The sequence below is a fragment of the Spirosoma aerolatum genome, from assembly GCF_002056795.1.
Lineage (GTDB): Bacteria > Bacteroidota > Bacteroidia > Cytophagales > Spirosomataceae > Spirosoma > Spirosoma aerolatum.
The window spans coordinates 3,815,403-3,831,976 of the sequence record NZ_CP020104.1 but is presented as its reverse complement, the minus strand read 5'-3'; the positions used below and the strand labels follow the sequence as shown (position 1 = coordinate 3,831,976).

The 16,574-nt window shown below is 46.7% G+C and carries 14 protein-coding genes; 7 read left to right on the top strand and 7 right to left on the bottom strand.

The genetic code is table 11. From position 1 onward, the window contains the following. Positions 1 to 67: 67 nt before the first annotated feature. Positions 68 to 592: a DinB family protein gene (locus tag B5M13_RS15430; RefSeq protein ID WP_080056528.1), complete on the bottom strand. Its 525-nt coding sequence runs from the start codon at positions 590 to 592 to the stop codon at positions 68 to 70. 54 nt (positions 593 to 646) lie between these two features. Continuing rightward, a complete protein-coding gene (gene menD / locus B5M13_RS15425) occupies positions 647 to 2,392 on the bottom strand; it encodes a 2-succinyl-5-enolpyruvyl-6-hydroxy-3-cyclohexene-1-carboxylic-acid synthase (protein ID WP_080056527.1) in 1,746 nt (581 codons plus the stop codon). A gap of 260 nt (positions 2,393 to 2,652) precedes the next feature. Here menD and B5M13_RS15420 point away from each other — a divergent pair, with 260 nt between their 5' ends. The 4 genes from B5M13_RS15420 to trmB all read left to right on the top strand — a co-directional run bounded on the left by B5M13_RS15420 (position 2,653) and on the right by trmB (position 6,136). Further along, the gene (locus tag B5M13_RS15420) at positions 2,653 to 3,597 is read left to right on the top strand and encodes a hypothetical protein (RefSeq protein ID WP_080056526.1); all 945 of its coding nucleotides are present in this window, start codon (positions 2,653 to 2,655) and stop codon (positions 3,595 to 3,597) included. Then, positions 3,597 to 4,889: a bifunctional folylpolyglutamate synthase/dihydrofolate synthase gene (locus tag B5M13_RS15415; protein WP_080056525.1), complete on the top strand. Its 1,293-nt coding sequence runs from the start codon at positions 3,597 to 3,599 to the stop codon at positions 4,887 to 4,889. The genes B5M13_RS15420 and B5M13_RS15415 overlap by 1 nt, the downstream gene beginning before the upstream one ends. Before the next feature lie 25 nt (positions 4,890 to 4,914). Then, complete coding sequence (locus B5M13_RS15410) at positions 4,915 to 5,313, top strand: hypothetical protein (RefSeq protein ID WP_080056524.1); 399 nt, start codon at positions 4,915 to 4,917, stop codon at positions 5,311 to 5,313. A 160-nt stretch (positions 5,314 to 5,473) separates the two neighbouring features. Next, positions 5,474 to 6,136: a tRNA (guanosine(46)-N7)-methyltransferase TrmB gene (gene trmB, locus B5M13_RS15405; protein WP_080056523.1), complete on the top strand. Its 663-nt coding sequence runs from the start codon at positions 5,474 to 5,476 to the stop codon at positions 6,134 to 6,136. 94 nt (positions 6,137 to 6,230) lie between these two features. Here trmB and gap read toward each other — a convergent pair whose 3' ends face one another. Continuing rightward, positions 6,231 to 7,223 carry a type I glyceraldehyde-3-phosphate dehydrogenase gene (gap, locus tag B5M13_RS15400; RefSeq protein ID WP_080056522.1) on the bottom strand — a complete coding sequence of 331 codons (993 nt, stop codon included), beginning with the start codon at positions 7,221 to 7,223 and terminating at the stop codon, positions 6,231 to 6,233. Positions 7,224 to 8,266: 1,043 nt separating this feature from the next. On the opposite strand from gap, the gene B5M13_RS15395 reads away from it, so the two are divergent. Both B5M13_RS15395 and B5M13_RS15390 read left to right on the top strand, forming a co-directional pair. After that, complete coding sequence (locus tag B5M13_RS15395) at positions 8,267 to 9,082, top strand: 2,3,4,5-tetrahydropyridine-2,6-dicarboxylate N-succinyltransferase (protein ID WP_080056521.1); 816 nt, start codon at positions 8,267 to 8,269, stop codon at positions 9,080 to 9,082. A 214-nt stretch (positions 9,083 to 9,296) separates the two neighbouring features. Further along, positions 9,297 to 9,803, top strand: a complete 507-nt coding sequence (locus tag B5M13_RS15390) for a helix-turn-helix transcriptional regulator (RefSeq protein WP_080056520.1) — start codon at positions 9,297 to 9,299, stop codon at positions 9,801 to 9,803. 631 nt (positions 9,804 to 10,434) lie between these two features. Here B5M13_RS15390 and B5M13_RS15385 read toward each other — a convergent pair. The 4 genes from B5M13_RS15385 to parS form a co-directional block, all read right to left on the bottom strand. Further along, positions 10,435 to 11,877 carry a tetratricopeptide repeat protein gene (locus tag B5M13_RS15385; RefSeq protein ID WP_080056519.1) on the bottom strand — a complete coding sequence of 481 codons (1,443 nt, stop codon included), beginning with the start codon at positions 11,875 to 11,877 and terminating at the stop codon, positions 10,435 to 10,437. A 152-nt stretch (positions 11,878 to 12,029) separates the two neighbouring features. Beyond that, complete coding sequence (gene gyrA, locus B5M13_RS15380) at positions 12,030 to 14,552, bottom strand: DNA gyrase subunit A (protein ID WP_080056518.1); 2,523 nt, start codon at positions 14,550 to 14,552, stop codon at positions 12,030 to 12,032. A gap of 383 nt (positions 14,553 to 14,935) precedes the next feature. Then, positions 14,936 to 15,385, bottom strand: a complete 450-nt coding sequence (locus tag B5M13_RS15375) for an RES family NAD+ phosphorylase (protein WP_080056517.1) — start codon at positions 15,383 to 15,385, stop codon at positions 14,936 to 14,938. Then, complete coding sequence (gene parS / locus B5M13_RS15370) at positions 15,385 to 15,768, bottom strand: type II RES/Xre toxin-antitoxin system antitoxin (RefSeq protein WP_080056516.1); 384 nt, start codon at positions 15,766 to 15,768, stop codon at positions 15,385 to 15,387. The genes B5M13_RS15375 and parS overlap by 1 nt, the downstream gene beginning before the upstream one ends. Positions 15,769 to 15,953: 185 nt before the next feature. Between parS and B5M13_RS15365 the strand changes: the two genes are divergently transcribed. Continuing rightward, positions 15,954 to 16,532, top strand: coding sequence for a DUF4142 domain-containing protein (locus B5M13_RS15365; RefSeq protein WP_080059941.1), 579 nt, complete (start codon positions 15,954 to 15,956; stop codon positions 16,530 to 16,532). Positions 16,533 to 16,574 lie beyond the last annotated feature (42 nt).

Below are 16,574 nucleotides of genomic sequence, written 5' to 3'. Positions count from 1 at the left end.
TTTGCATTTTCTTTTAAATATCAATTTTGAAATCAGTTGCCAGGTTTTTAATTGGAATTACTTGTCATTAAGTGGTTGGCAGCGCTAGTCGGATATGCGCGAGGTGATGCTGAAGGTGCCAGGCCGACATAGCCAGCGCCTGAGCCTGGTTGATCCAATACTCCCGTACCGGATGGTAATACTGAATAGCTAGTTGCGCATCTGTCAGCGTTTGCCCCAGCCGTACGTAGCGAGGGGTAATTCCTTCCAGCATACGAATCGAACCGTCGATGGAGGCTGTGGTAACATCTGTAGTATTGGCCCAGGCATCCATGTCGATCAGAGTTAGGGTCGTATAATCCGATTCGGTCAGGGCCTTTTTCATGCGAAAGAAATGAAGGAATTGAATATCGGACACGTGATGAATCAATTGCTGTACGGTCCAGCTTCCTGCCCGATAGGTTTTGGTCAGGTCATCCGGGGTGAGGGTAGAGGTAATAGCCTGATACTGGGCCGGACTGTCGGCAATTGTCGACAGGATGGTACTCAGTTCATCGGATGTGTAGGTTGATTGAGGGCTGAAGGGGCCGATTGGATACCTGCGGTCTTCCATAACTTAGCGGTAAAAGGTGGTAGATTAGTGTTGCTGTGGTGGATATAACTATAACTATAGTATTAGTTTATTACTGTTTTGGGTTTTATAGTGCAGAAACTGGGCCTGGTTTGCCAGCTTATCGGTCGTGATCTCCAGGAGTCGGGCCCGATTACCCGATTGAAAAAAAGCGGGGAGGAGCGACTCTAATTCCTCTCGTGTCGCACAGGCCTCGTAGTGAAGGCTAGCGTCGGCAGCGGTATTCCGGGCCGTGTATCCATGCGGAGTTTCGAAGTAGGTTTCCAGTTCGGGCTGGCGGCTGGGGCCGTCGATAATCCGAAAAATATGCCCACCGTCATTATTCAATAAAACAATCCGCAGGTTATTAGGGATAGGGGCCGACCAGAGTGCGTTTCGGTCATAGAAAAAGGCCACATCCCCAATAAGCAGGGTGAGGATCTGATCGGTTTTGAGCGCAGCACCTAATGCCGTACTCAGACACCCATCAATACCACTGACCCCCCGGTTAGCCGCTACCTGAATGCCCTGTCGAGCGGTTAGTCCACAGAGATTGGCATAGCGTACAGGCATGCTATTGGCCAGGTGTAGAATGGAATTAGGGGGGAGCTGTTCCAGAACGCTCTGAACCGCCGACCAGTCGGTAAGGGGCTGATCGGGTTGAGCCAGAACGCCTGCTACAAGCCTCGCGGCCTTTCGGTCAAAAGCCTGCCAATGGTGTAGAAACTGACGCTCGTCGTCCTCATCATCCCCCTGAAGAAAGCGCTGGTAGTCAATATCGGCGAATAGTTTTTCCAGAAAAGCCGTTGGTTCGCTGGGGATGAGGGTTGTCAGGCTCTGGAAGCCATCGGTAACCCGATCAACGGTTGGCTGGATGTGCCAGTGTCGACGGGCGGGGTAGTTCCGAAAGAAGGTTTTCAGATTTCGGGTCAGGAACGAACCGCCGAGCGTGATGAGTAGATCGGGGCGTAGCGCATTGGCCTGCTCGTCATCCAGACTCGCCAGCATCGTGTCGGTATGGGTAATAAACTGCCCATTGTCTGCCAGATTGCTGATGATCTCGCCCACCACGGGAATTCCCCATTCGTCGGTAATTTGGGTCAACACAGACCGTAAAGCCGGATTTGGGGGAAGTTGTCCAACGGCAATCAGGATGCGACTGCTTTGTTCCCACTCGGCCTGTAGCCGATGCCAGGTTTCGGGGGCTAAGGTAGGTGTAGCGAGTAGGGTGTCAATGAGCCGTACCCGTTCAAACGCGAACGATTCATCCGCTTTTGGGTAGAAAGGCTCCCGCAATGGGACATTCACATGCACGGGTCCGGCAGGTTCCAGCTGACAGAGCGTTACGGCCTCGTTCAGGGATCGTTCAATAGCCCATCGGGCATCGGGATGGGTATAATCGGCCGGGAGGTCATAACTTCGCTTTACCTGATTCCTAAAAATGCCGATCTGGTCAATGGTCTGCCCATCCTGCTGGTGTAGCCATTCGTGGGGTCGGTCGGCGGTCAGCAATAGGAGAGGCACCTGTTGAAAATACGCTTCGGCTACAGCGGGCGCCAGATTATATACAGCACTGCCTGATGTACAGATAACGGCAACCGGTCGACGAGTCTGCTGAGCAATCCCCAACGCTACAAACCCTGCCGACCGTTCATCGGCCATGACCCGAACCTGTAACTGTGGATGTCGGGCAACGGCCAGGGTTAACGGAGCGGAACGGGAGCCCGGCGAAACGATCACATCGGAAATTCCTTTTTGAGAAAGCAGTTCAGCGATGTTAACGATAGGCTGAAGAACGGGCATGGCAAATGACGATTTACAGGAATAGATTGTTGGCAGTAAACAGAGCCTGTTGGCAGGCTGGATTGCAAACATACGCGGAAAGCCAATGTCCAGACGGGCTTTGTGTCGAAGAATTTATGTTACTTTGTTCTGTTTACAGTCGATACACCCTACAGAATCACCGTATCATAAACGATGTGTTCGGTTTCTGCGTTATAAGCACAAACGAGTTGACGAACACATCTGAACAATCCCATCCCGAATTAGCCAATAATTCAGCCATGAACCGCATTACATTCGAGAACGAAGACGAAATTCGGGTCAAATCCTTAGCCGGAGCCGTTGTGATCAACGTCCTGCTGATTATCCTGCTGCTGCTGGTGAAGCTTACGCAGACGATCCCCAATCCTCCCCCGATTCAGTTCGTGGAGGTGAATTTTGGAACGGATGCCCGGGGGAGTGGCCGGATTCAAACCTATAATAAAGCATCCGATTCACCCAGAGCGGAGGATGTAAAACCTGCCGAGAAGCGTCCCAATCCTAAAATCAATACGACTCCACGTATCGAAAAAGTAAAGGCGACGCCGAGTCCAAAGGTGGAAGACGCCAAACCGGCAAAAACGGCGACTGAAAAACCGCTGATCGTCAGCAAAGCCGAAAGCCCGGTAACCACCCCTGAGCGACCCGAACCGAAGCGGGTCGAAGCGCCTAAAAACACTGCACCCGTGGAACGGCCTGCTCCGCCAGCGCCTACCAAAAAAGTAGAAACCGTCAATACCGATGCCCTCTTTAAAAAATCATCGGGTGGGGGTGGGTCGAACGGAACCGTTGGTAAAGCGTCGGGAAATGGGGGGAATAATAACGGTGACGATGCCAGTGGTGTAGGAGATAAGGGGAATCCAAACGGTAAGATTAACGCCAAAGAGTTTTACGGAACCCCGGGTGGTGCGGCTACAGGGGTTGCCTTCGATGTGTCGGGCTGGTCGATGGCGAGCCGCCCGGCCGTTAATGACGATTCGGATGAAACCGGTAAGATTGTTTTTAAAATTACGGTTGATGGGGATGGCGAAATCATCCGGGTTCAGCAGCAGCAGTCAACGGTAAGCCCATCGGTGGCCGAGCAGTATCGGAAAGCTGTTCAGCGACTCCGCTTACGGCCTAAAGGAGGCTCGACCCCCCCCACCTCGACAGGAACCATTACCTTTATCATTAAGGCAAGAGATTAATGCAGTACACGGAAGCGATCGACTATCTCTATAGTCGGCTCCCAGTTTTTCACCGGATAGGTCCCAAAGCCATCAAGCCCGGTTTGGGTAATACCCTGGCGCTTTGCGAAGCCCTGGGGAACCCGCATCAGCAGTTTCGTAGTATTCACGTAGGGGGCACCAACGGCAAAGGCAGCACGTCCCATATGCTGGCGGCTATCTATCAATCGGCTGGTTACCGCGTGGGTTTGTATACTTCGCCCCACCTGCAATCGTTCACAGAACGCATCCGGCTCAACGGGCAACCGATTCCGGAAGCCGACGTGGCCGCGTTCGTGGAGCGGTATCAAGGGGTAATCGAATCCATCGAACCGTCGTTTTTTGAAGCGACGGTCGCTATGGCCTTTGACTATTTTGCCCACCAGCAGGTCGATCTGGCTATTATTGAAGTGGGGTTGGGCGGTCGGCTCGATTCCACGAATGTCATCACCCCACTGGTGTCCGTCATTACCAACATCGGATATGACCATACGGATATTCTGGGCGATACCCTTCCTCAAATAGCTGGGGAAAAAGCGGGGATCATTAAACCGGGGGTTCCGGTAGTGATTGGCGAAACGCACCCCGACACGCAGGCTGTGTTTATGAAAAAGGCCAGTGAGCAAAAGGCTCCTCTTGTATTTGCCGATCAGGCCTATACGGTGATGGACGAAGGTATTCTGAATGGGTATCGGCAGGTAGCGATCAGGACCAATGCCGATGAACGACCGGAAAACTATGAACTCGATTTACTGGGTGCTTACCAATTGCATAATCTCCCTACTGCCCTGGCCACGGTTTCTGTGCTGCAATCCATCTTTCCAGTTTCTGTTTCGTCCATACGGCGGGCCCTCGCTGCGGTTAGCGTACTGACTGGATTAAAGGGACGGTTTCAAACGGTACGTCAGCAACCCCGTGTTATTGCCGACACTGCCCATAATCAGCCGGGTCTGGAAGCCCTTTTCGAAACCATTCGTAGTCTTGCCTTCGACACTCTACGGATTGTATTGGGGGTAGTGGCCGATAAAGATCGGACTAAAGTCCTGGAGGTGGTACCGCCGTCAGCCGTCTATTATTTTTGTCAGGCTCATACACCCCGTGCGCTTCCGGCTGAGGTGCTACAGACCGAAGCGGCTGCTGTTGGGCGACGGGGGAATGCATATGCCGATGTGAACCTGGCGTTAGCGGCTGCTCTGGAGGAATCGTCGCCCCATGACCTGATCCTGATCACTGGTAGTAACTATACCATTGCCGAATTGGTGGATTTAGGATAGTTTTGCTAACGAACTGTTTTCGCTTATGAAATCCATCCCTGTTTTGCTAATGCTTTGGTTGAGCGGATCGACCAGCCTGCTCGCTCAGAAGCCGTCTGTAGAGAACGAAAAATTTGTCTTTCTAAACAACGGAGCAACGGTTGGCATGATCATCAAATCGGTTGTTAAAGCCGACAAACAGCGACTGAAGTTAACCGACCAGCAACTACCCAAGGCTAAAGAGATTATTACCAATGCCGTGGTTAAATTCAATAATGGTGTGAAGCAGTTGAAGGCAACCCGTATGAACCAGGCTAAGCTCCGTACCTTGGCCGTTGGGGTAGAAACTGAGAAGGTACTTGCTTATAAATCGATCCTGACAACCCAGCAGTACGCTACCCTGGTTGCCCAGCATAAGAAGGTATATCCTGAAGCTAAGCTCTGAACTATATGACCAGCGTGAGCTGAAGCTTACTTCGCTGCGAGTAGGAACGGATTATTCGATTAGGTATACCCTTTTTTCGCCTTCCCTTGACTTCATTGATTTTTCTTAATTCGTTTATTAGTTAAAATGGCTGCTTTGGCGGCCTTACTTTTTTATCTCCGTGACACGACGAAAAACGCACCGCTTTCTGCAAAATGCCGAAAGCTCAAATGTTATTGAAGCTGGTAAACCCCTGTATAAAACGATTCGTGGAAACTGGGGATCCGAGTATTTCAGGAACGACAATCCGATTGTATTGGAGCTGGCCTGTGGTAAGGGCGAGTATACAGTAGGGCTGGGACAGGCGTACCGAAACACTAATTTTATTGGGGTAGATATAAAAGGGGATCGAATTGCGAGAGGCTCTAAGGCAGCTCAACTACTTGGCTTAACGAACGTCGCGTTTTTACGAACCGATATAAATTTTCTACAGGAATTTTTTGAAGCAGGAGAGGTAGCTGAAATCTGGATAACGTTTCCGGATCCTCAGCCACGGCCGAAGCAGGAGAAACATCGATTGACACATCCCCGTTTCTTAACGATCTATAAACAGCTTTTAAAACCGGGTGGAACGTTACATTTAAAAACAGATAATCCAGAATTATTTGCCTACAGCGTAGAGCAGGTCAACGCGAATGGTGCTACTGATTTACAATTTACAACTGACTTATATAAATCACCGCTAAATAGAATTCACATCGGTATAAAGACGAAATACGAAGAACTTTTTCACAATAAAGGATTTACTATTAACTATTTACAATGCAAAATGGGCGTGATTTAACTATGTAATCACGCCCATTTAAATAAGTAAACTACGCTATGGTCAACTATTTATGTTTAACTATGTGAATAGTCGACAATGTAATTTACAATTGTTAGAATAGTTTCTCCATCAAGTCGGCAACCCGGCTCGAGTAACCATACTCGTTATCGTACCAGCCAACCACCTTTGCGAGATTGCCATTGACGGCTGTCAATTTTGAATCGAAGATGCAGGAGTGAGGATTGCCGACGATATCGATCGATACAATTTGATCGGTAGTATATTCCAGAATTCCTTTTAGCGAGGATTCTGAAGCTTCTTTGATCGCGTTGTTAATTTCCTCTATGGAGGCTGGTTTTTTCAAAATTACGGTCAGGTCAGTGAGTGAGCCATCTGGTGTTGGTACGCGGAGTGCGTTGCCGTCCAGCTTCCCTTTTAATTGTGGCAAAACCAATCCAACCGCTTTTGCTGCTCCCGTAGAGGTAGGAACAATTGACAAGGCTGCTGCCCGAGCCCGACGTAAATCGGAGTGGGGAGCGTCCTGTAAGTTCTGGTCGGCAGTGTATGCGTGAATGGTCGTCATGTATCCTTTTTCGATACCGAATACATCATCAAGTACTTTGGCCATTGGGGCCAAACAGTTTGTGGTACATGACGCGTTCGAGATGATTGTTTCTTCACCCGTTAGCGTGTCATCATTTACGCCTAATACAACGGTTGGGATGTTACCTTTAGCTGGTGCTGAAATCACTACTTTTTTAGCGCCAGCCTGTAAGTGCATGCCCGCCCCCGCTTCATCGACGAATCGTCCTGTTGACTCCAGCACGACATCAATTTCTAATTCACTCCAGGGGAGATTTTTAGGATCACGCTCAGCATAGGCATGAATACGTTGTCCGTTAACTGTTAAGCTTTCACTATCGGAAGAGACTTCACCCGTGAATTTTCCATGAACGGAATCATATTTTAGCAGATGGGCCAGGGTCGCATTATCAGTTAAATCGTTAATAGCGACTACTTCGATGTTTTCCTTTTCCAGAAGCCGTCTGAACGATAACCGTCCGATACGACCGAAGCCATTAATAGCAACGCGTATTTTTTTCATGTACAGAGAAAATTGGTTTGTTTTCGGGGTCAAATATACAGATTAAATGAGCCGATAGCTAGAAATGGGGGATGGGGGACAAGGTTAGTAATTAGTATTAATATTAGCAATTTTAAATAAGTGTTTTAGTAAAATCAAATTATAAAGTTAGATTTTTTAGTATTTATGGTAGTTTTAACTAATTTTTGCTGGCAAAATGCGAAAAAATGACGAAATTATCGCTAATTCTTGAGCAAATAGTAGTATTATACTAAAATTCTTAGCTAAGAGAATGTTGAATACTAATAAATCAATTAATTTGCTAACAATATTTAGTATTTACAAATGAATGCTAGACCTTAGCTGTTCGTGAGACAAATAGGGGAGTAGAAGCCTTATTTTATCACTTCAAAATGAAACTATTCATAATGAAGAATTATTTCTACAAAAAGAATAAAAGGAATCTCTATGCTATCATTACTAGTTAATTATAAAAACTAAATACGTAGAATCAACCACTATCCACTTAACCCTTTTTATCCTTATACAAGCATAGTCAGCAGGTATTAATAGACGCACGATTTATCATTCAGAATATTTTGAGATAAAAGCTTTTCTAATTCGAACGAAGAGACTCATAACTTTTGATCCGGCATGAATATTGATTTATACTTTATACATTAAATAGACTAACAACCTAAAGAAACTACATCTACCTGAGCCCACTTTATAATAAGCCCCTCAGATAGATACTATAGAACTGGTAAGCTACCAATTGTGGTGGTTTCGGCCAAGCACTTGCTTGGCCAGAGAAGTATAAAAGTAGCTGCTTAGCTATTCGACGTAGAACTTTCATCGGCCAAGCACCTGCTTGGCCGAAACCACTACAACTGAAAAAAAATGGCCATATATTTCAACTATACATGCCTTCTGCTTACCTTTGAAAAATGGGAAAACTAATCTAGTATATTATTGATGTAAGACAATATAAAATTTGGCACTAAAATTCAAATACTTATATATCAGCTATTTATAACCTTATTAATAAACAATTACTTTATTTGATGATTGCAGAAATTGAACGTATATGGGCTAATCGTGAGCTATTAGCGAATCCAGAATCTACCAACCTGGTACGGGAGGTAATAAAAAAATTAGATAGCGGGGAGCTCCGCGTTGCAACTCCGCCAACGATTGATGGAGGAAGCTGGACTGTCAATGAATGGGTAAAAAAAGCTATTTTACTTTATTTTATCAGTCAGCAAATGACTCCTCAGGAAGTGGGGATTTTTGCCTACAATGATAAGATTCCACTAAAAACGAACTTTGCCGACGTTAAGGTTCGGGTAGTGCCACCAGCCGTTGCTCGCTACGGATCGTATCAGGCACCTGGCGTTATCCTTATGCCTTCCTATGTCAATATTGGGGCCTACGTTGATGAGCGCACAATGGTCGATACCTGGGCAACTGTCGGAAGTTGTGCCCAAATTGGGAAAGACGTCCATCTTAGTGGGGGAGTGGGTATAGGTGGTGTATTAGAACCCCCTCAGGCTGCACCTGTTATTATCGAAGATGGGGCATTTATTGGCTCTCGGTGTATAGTTGTCGAGGGGGCTCATATTGGCAAACAAGCTGTACTGGGTGCTGGTGTTACGATAACCGGCTCATCTAAAATTATTGATGTGACGGGTGCTAATCCTGTCGAATATAAGGGATTTGTTCCTGCTAACTCCGTGGTGATTCCTGGTAGCTATGCTAAACAGTTTCCTGCCGGTGAATATCATGTTCCCTGTGCCATTATAATTGGCCAGCGTAAACCATCGACTGATTTAAAAACGTCTTTGAATGATGCATTGCGTGAAAACAATGTATCTGTATAAATTAGTAAACAATAGAAAAATGTAAATTATTGGTTACTACAATCACCAAGTAACAAATATACATTTTAATTTACATTTTATTAGTTAGCAAAGTCACACAGTTACGTGTGACTTTGTTTTTGTATATTATACATTCCCTATTACAATGATCAATAATTTACCAATATATTTGTAACTATATACAGCAACTACTGATTTATAGCCAATAATTCACATGAGCATAAATGACAAGATTAAACAGATTCTTATCGATAAGAATTTAACACCTTCGTATTTCGCCGATGAGATCGGTGTCCAACGATCAAGTATCTCACATATTCTGTCGGGTAGAAATCGCCCTAGCTTCGATATTATTCAAAAAATAATTCGTCGTTTCCCAGAGTTAGGCTATGAGTGGATTATGGAAGAGGATGCCTACGGTTCGTCTACAATGAATCAGCCCTCAACCCATAGTAATCGAATTGGCAATTCAGCACGACCAGCTACTGACCGAGTTCCGAACGGACAACCTTCGTTTTATTCGTATGGGAGCCAACCCTCTGTACGTTCTCAACGAACCGAAATTCCTCCTGTTTCCCAACATTTACAAACTGTAGCTGAACCAGCTGACTCAGTTGTAGAACCTATCATTTCTAGTAGTATGTCAACTGATAAGAAAGTTGAGCGTATTCTAATCTTTTACACGGATGGATCATTTAAAGAGTATACCCCCTCAGCATAAATCAGCCTAATTAACTTGTGTACTATAACCGTACTTTAATCCGTTAGTGAAATTCTCTGTTTTATGAATATATAGAGTAGTCGATTACGCTACTCTTTACTGTTCAATACCTTTTTCAGCTCAGGCTATTACATCCATATTTTTGCTCGAAATAGCTTTGATGTGGTAAGGTGGAGTAGGCCTAAAGTTCGGAGAACTGTACCCGTCGGCTCTGATTCAGGGACAGCATCAAGTATATAAAGACATCTAAATACTGTTAGCTACCAACTCCAGGCTTTTATGTTGTGGCCAAGCGCGTGCTTGGCCTGAGCTATATAGAGCTATATAATTTTCATCTTACAACGACTTACACAGCTTTGATACAAATCGCTCCAGATTTACTTTTACAGCTCTGTATCTATGAGGATTTTCCATTGATAAGCTTCACCCAAAATGCCATTTAGACGCTGTTGAAGGCCTTTTCTATGCTAAAAATGGCTAACTCCTTGTAAAGCAATACTTTACTGTTCCACGTGGATAAGATATTGATAAGTCTGTGGATTAAACCATTTCTTTTGTTGTATAATTTATATTATGTTAAGTAATAACGCCATAAAATAGGGTCAGTAGTTCTACCACCGACCCTATCCCACTACTTGCTTTCGATGCAGGTGATCTTTTTCTCTTCGTACTGCTTTAAAATATTTTCTGTATTCGTCAGGTTCTCCGTTACTTCAGCCTCATCTTTAATCGACTTCGCTTTCTGGAAATATGGCAGAGCCGCTTTGAACTTACCACAAACCCGGCCATCCATCTCTTTACCATTTTTGCTATACTCAGTCATATCCATCTTATCGACGGTATTCTTCAGATTCACGGCATCGTTGAATAACCAGACTGCCATGTTAAAATTAGCATCGTAGTTATTGGCATCCACAGCCAGGGCTTTTTCCAGGTACTGCTTTTCCAGCGCTTTGTTATCAGCTACTACCTTCTTCAGTTCAGCCAGCTTACTTTCATTACCTGCGTTGGCAGCCGCATTAGCAGCCGCTTCTTTAGCCTCGGCTTCCAGACGGGTAACTTCCGTTTTTTGGGTAGCCAGTTTACTCTGAACATCCGCTAGTTGCCGTTTCAATTCAGGCTTGGGCGATTTCTTGATAGCAGCCGTTAACCGGGTTATTTCCGAATTGTAAGCGTCAACGATACTTTTCGCGTCGGCCAGTTGTTTGGCACTATTCCCTGATTTCTTGGTTGTACTTTCCAACTTCTTAACATCTTCATCAGCTTTACGGCCGATGTTGTTATAGACAATCGACAGATTCACTAGGTTTTGTACATTGTTCGGATCTTTTTCGATCATTTGCTTCATGCTGGCAATGGCATCGTCCATCCGGTTAGTACGCAACATGATGTTAATTTTCTCGTTTGCCAGATCCTTATTGGCTGGAGCCAGCGCAATCCCTTTATCTAATGCCGCAATCGCCTTATCTACTTCGTTATCGGCACTATATAACATAGCGAGCGAGCCATAGATAGCAGCATCCTTGCCCCCACCGGCAATGTATTTCTCCAATTGCGTTTTTGCCGTTGCATTATCTTTTACCTGCTGGGCAGCAATAGCGGTATACAATGGGGCCAGTGTATCTTTCGGATTGATCTCTCCAGCCATCGACATCGCTTTAATGGCATCAGGGAAATTCTTGGCTTGAAACTTAGCTACCCCCTGCTGCATAAAGGCACTGTACAGGTTCGGGCTTTTCAGAGCCTCTTCTGCTTCTTTAGCTAATTTACCTGGACCACCTTTTTTATCCTTGTCCAGTTCAATTACTTTTTTGTAGGCTTCGTAGGCTGTCGACGCAGCTGCTGAATCGATCTTGATATTGCCACCCGCAGCAATATTCTGATATGTTTTTGCGCGATCCATCCAGGTGCTGGCCTTCGCTCCTGCCTTGGCATCGGTTATATCCTTGTCACTTTTTTCCTTTTCTTTTTTAAGGTTATCCAGCATAGCTGCATCAACGGCATTGCCTTGCTGGGCGCGAACGCCTACAGATGTCAGGCTGCACGCGAGGAGAATTACCAGAACTTGTTTCATGTGTAAATCGGGGTTGTGTTATTATTTAAGAAACGAAATTACGGAATCTGTCTGTATAAGCATGACAGGTTCTAAATTGTTTGAGCCGTCTGTTTTGATATAAAAATCAAACAGACGGCTCAATTTACTCGTTTTGAATTACTTATACCTTTTTATTCAGTAACATCCGTTTCAGGTTCAGAGGGAGTGGTACTATCCTCCTCTCCTTCTTCCTGTTTAATTTTGGTAACCGACGAGATTTCATCCCCATCACGCAGACTAATCAGCCGAACGCCCTGCGTATTTCGTCCGATGACACTGATATCCGCTACCGGGGTTCGGATGGCAATTCCCGATTTGTTAATGATCATCAGATCGTCGGCATCTTCCACATCCAGAATCGCTACCAGTCGACCTACTTTCTCGGTGACCTTCAGTGTACCGACCCCTTTTGCACCCCGGTTGGTAATGCGGTATTCATCGATCTCGGAACGCTTGCCATAGCCTTTCTCGGATACGACCAGCAATTGCGCCTGCTGCGAGTCGATGCATACCATACCGATCACATGATCGGTTGTATCCTCTTCATCCAGCGAAATTCCCCGCACGCCAGCGGCTGTACGACCCATCGGCCGGACACGGCTTTCGTGGAATCGAACCGCTTTCCCCGCACTCGACGCAATCACAATATCGTTATCGCCATTGGTCATACATACCCCGATCAGTTGGTCGTCTTCATCGACTGTAATGGCGATGATGCCGTTCTGGCGGGGCCGGGAGAAGGCTTCAAGCATGGTTTTCTTGATCGTCCCCTGCCGTGTACACATCACAATGTAGTTATTGTTGATGTAATCCTCATTCTTAAGGTCGGTCACGTTGATCACCGCCCGCACTTTATCGTCAGACTCGATATTGATAAAGTTGGCCAGGGGCCGTCCTTTCGATATCCTTGATCCTTCGGGTAGTACATGCACGGGCACCCAGTATAATCGTCCCTTCTGGGTAAACGCCATCAGGGTGTTGTGCATGGTCGCCGTGAACAGGTGCTCCGTGAAATCCTCTTCTTTAGTAACAGCCGCTTTCGCACCTACCCCACCGCGTCCCTGCGACCGGTACTCGGTAGTTGGCGTCCGCTTGATATAGCCCTCATGCGAAATGGTAATGACCATGTCCTCATCGGCAATCAGCGACAGGTCACTAATATTACCATCGCCAAGCGGATTAATCTGCGTCCGGCGTTCATCACCATAGCGGGCACGGATGTCGATCAGTTCGCCTTTGATTACTTCCCGCTTCCGCTCTTCGCTGGCCAGAATCGCACGCAGTTCGGCAATCTCCTTCATCAGCTCATCGTACTCCTGCTGTAGCTTGTCCCGTTCCAGGCCAGTCAGCCGTTGCAGACGCATTTCCAGGATGGCTTTGGCCTGCACATCGCTTAACGAAAACTGCTCCATCAGACCCGTCCGGGCAATTTCCGGGTCGCGCGAGGAACGAATCAGATTGATAACCGCATCGATATTATCAAGCGCAATCAACAGCCCTTCCAGAATATGCGCCCGCTTTTCAGCTTCCCGGAGTTCGTACTGGGTCCGGCGGGTTACCACATCGAATCGGTGTTCGACGTAGTATTTCATCATATCCTTCAGATTCAGCAGCATCGGGCGGCCTTTCACCAGGGCGACGTTGTTGATGCTGAACGACGATTGCAGAGCCGTATGCTTATAGAGGTTGTTCAGGACTACATTGGGGATGGCATCCTTACGCAGATCATACACAACCCGCAGTCCATCCCGATCCGATTCGTCCCGGAAAGCGGTGATACCTTCAATCTTCTTCTCGTTGATGAGCTCAGCCGTTTTTTCGAGCATTACCGCCTTGTTGACCATGTATGGCACATCTGTCACAATGATCTGGGTTTTGCCCTTGTTTTCTTCAATGGTCGCATTGGCCCGGATAACAACCCGGCCACGGCCCGTTTTGAAGGCTGACTTCACCCCTTCCATGCCATAGATGGTCGCACCAGTCGGAAAATCAGGGGCTTTCACGTACTGCATCAGTTCCTCAACGGTGATGTCCGTATTTTCCAGATAGGCAATGATTCCATCGACCACTTCGGTCAGGTTATGCGGGGCCATGTTGGTAGCCATACCGACCGCAATTCCCGAGGAACCGTTGAGCAGCAGATTGGGTAATTTTGCCGGCAAAACGGTCGGCTCTTCGAGCGAATCGTCGAAGTTTGGTTGAAAATCAACCGTTTCTTTGTATATGTCGTTCAGCAGTTCTTCGGCAATCCGCTTCAACCGGGCTTCGGTATACCGCATAGCCGCCGGTGAGTCGCCATCAATAGAGCCAAAGTTTCCTTGCCCATCGACCAGCGGATACCGGAGCGACCAGTCCTGCGCCATCCGTACCATGGTATCGTATACCGAGGAATCACCGTGGGGGTGGTATTTACCCAGCACTTCCCCGACAATACGCGCTGATTTTTTGTGGGGCTTGTTGTAACTAACACCCAGTTCTGCCATTCCGAACAACACCCGGCGGTGTACCGGCTTCAGCCCGTCACGCACGTCGGGAAGGGCACGGGAAATAATAACCGACATCGAATAATCGATATAGGCACCGCGCATTTCGTCCTCAATGTTAATAGGAATGATGTTACTGGGAGATTCGAGGTCGGGATTTTCGTCCGCCATTTGTCAAAGGAGTTTCGCAGAAAATTACTATTCCGGTTTACACAATTGGCGTAAACCGCGTTATAGACAAATATACAAAATTTTCGGGAGAAAACAGAAATAAACCCCTAAAAATGGGCGAAAATGCGTTAAAAACAGGCAAATATTCTCTATTTGTACGCCCGATAAATCGACCGACATACTGCTTTTATCTTCCAGTTGAAATACAATTCTATTTCAACTAAAACGTATCGTTTTTCTACCCAAAACCAAGTTTTGAGGCCACGGATTGTAGGCACTGATTAACAGGGGATTGCAGCTATACGAGTCGTGGCTCCAGCAGATCGTGCATCAGCTGATGGGGTTATTATTGGTTGCGGCCAAGCCCTGGCTTGGCCGCCGAACTACAGCTTTATTCGGGGGTCGAACACAAACGGCTCAGTACTGACCAGCGTAATGTGCGAAAAATCAGGATGGGCAGGATTAATCAGGTAATTGGATTCGTACGGTATGATGGCCGATGGTACTTTTAGGATAGCCGTCTGCCCTTTCAGCAACCACTCCCCTCCTATTCGTTGGCAGGCATCGTACTGCTGAAATTCAAACCAGTTCGCTGGTAGGGTTTCCGCTCGAATCACCGCCATCGGTACGGCATCAGGAATCTCGATCTGCATCACCCGAAAATCGTCCAGCAGCCCTTCTCCGCTCCGGTGCACTACATTTTCCAGACAGGCCAACGCTCGGCTGGCTGCGGTATAAATCACGAACTGACCACGACTATTCCAGCGAGCCGCTCCTCCTGAAGCCACCAGACGACTGGCGTAGGCCGCTTTGGTAATTCGATATACCCGCATCAGGCCAGGTCGCCGTATTCGATCCGAATCAATTCATCCAGAATCAGATCGATCCCCCCAGATGTATGCAGCAAATCGAACGGAATCTGATTCCCCAATCCATAGGCGGGTTTATCCATCCAGCGACGAAAAGCCGCTGCCGATCCAAATACCGACTCACCCGTTTGAAAAAGGGCCATAATCTTCAGTACTTTCTCACTATCCTGCGGATTGAGTTTCTTTTGTTCACGTTCATACCGTTGAAACGTTTTCAGCGAAGTATCGAATACCTCGGCCAGTTGTTCGCGTTTATAGCCGCTCAGGTCAGCTATTTCAAAAAAACGAGTCGCTGGAACGCCTTTGAGGGCTGAAAAAACGAGGGCTGTTCGGTCTAAAGATTTCATGATACAAACGTAAGAATTTTGTCCTGGAAACATAGAATTTTGTCTAATAATTCGCCACTCCCTCGAATAGTCCAAACCTAACGACTTCAGGATAGTTGTTTATGCACAATCGTTTCTGGCAGTTTATAGCCCTCATTGGTCTCACTGCTGCCGTTCAGTTCATTTATAATAAACTACATAACGTTATGAAAAAGGTAAGTTTAATGGTGTTACTCGCTGTAAGTACCCTCAACTTTCAGGCTTGCAGCAGTAAAAAATCAGAAAATACAGACAGCGTTGAGAACGCAGAAAATGCCAACGAAGCCAAAGAAGATGCGGGTACGGGACAAGATGAGGAAACGGCCGATTTTGCGGTAAAAGCAGCCAATGGCGGTATGATGGAGGTTGAACTAGGGCGGCTGGCTCAGGAAAAAGCAGCCAGTAAGGATGTGAAGGACTTTGGCGCCATGATGGTAAAAGATCATTCGATGGCCAATGATGAGTTAAAGAATATTGCTGCTACACAAAATATAACCCTGCCCGCTACGCTGGGTGAGGACGAACAGAAACATGTAAATGAGTTGGCAAAGCTGTCGGGTAAAGAGTTCGATAAAAAGTACGTAAGCATGATGGTTGATGACCACAAGGAAGACATCGACGAATTCAAGAAGGCGGCCGAAAACGACAAAACGAACCCCGCCATCAAGGATTTTGCAACCAAAACGTTACCAACGCTCCAGAAGCATCTGGACGCCATTACAGCCATCGATAAGTCGATGAAGTAATAGTCATAAGCGCTTAGCTTGATCCTTGTCCCTACCCAGTTA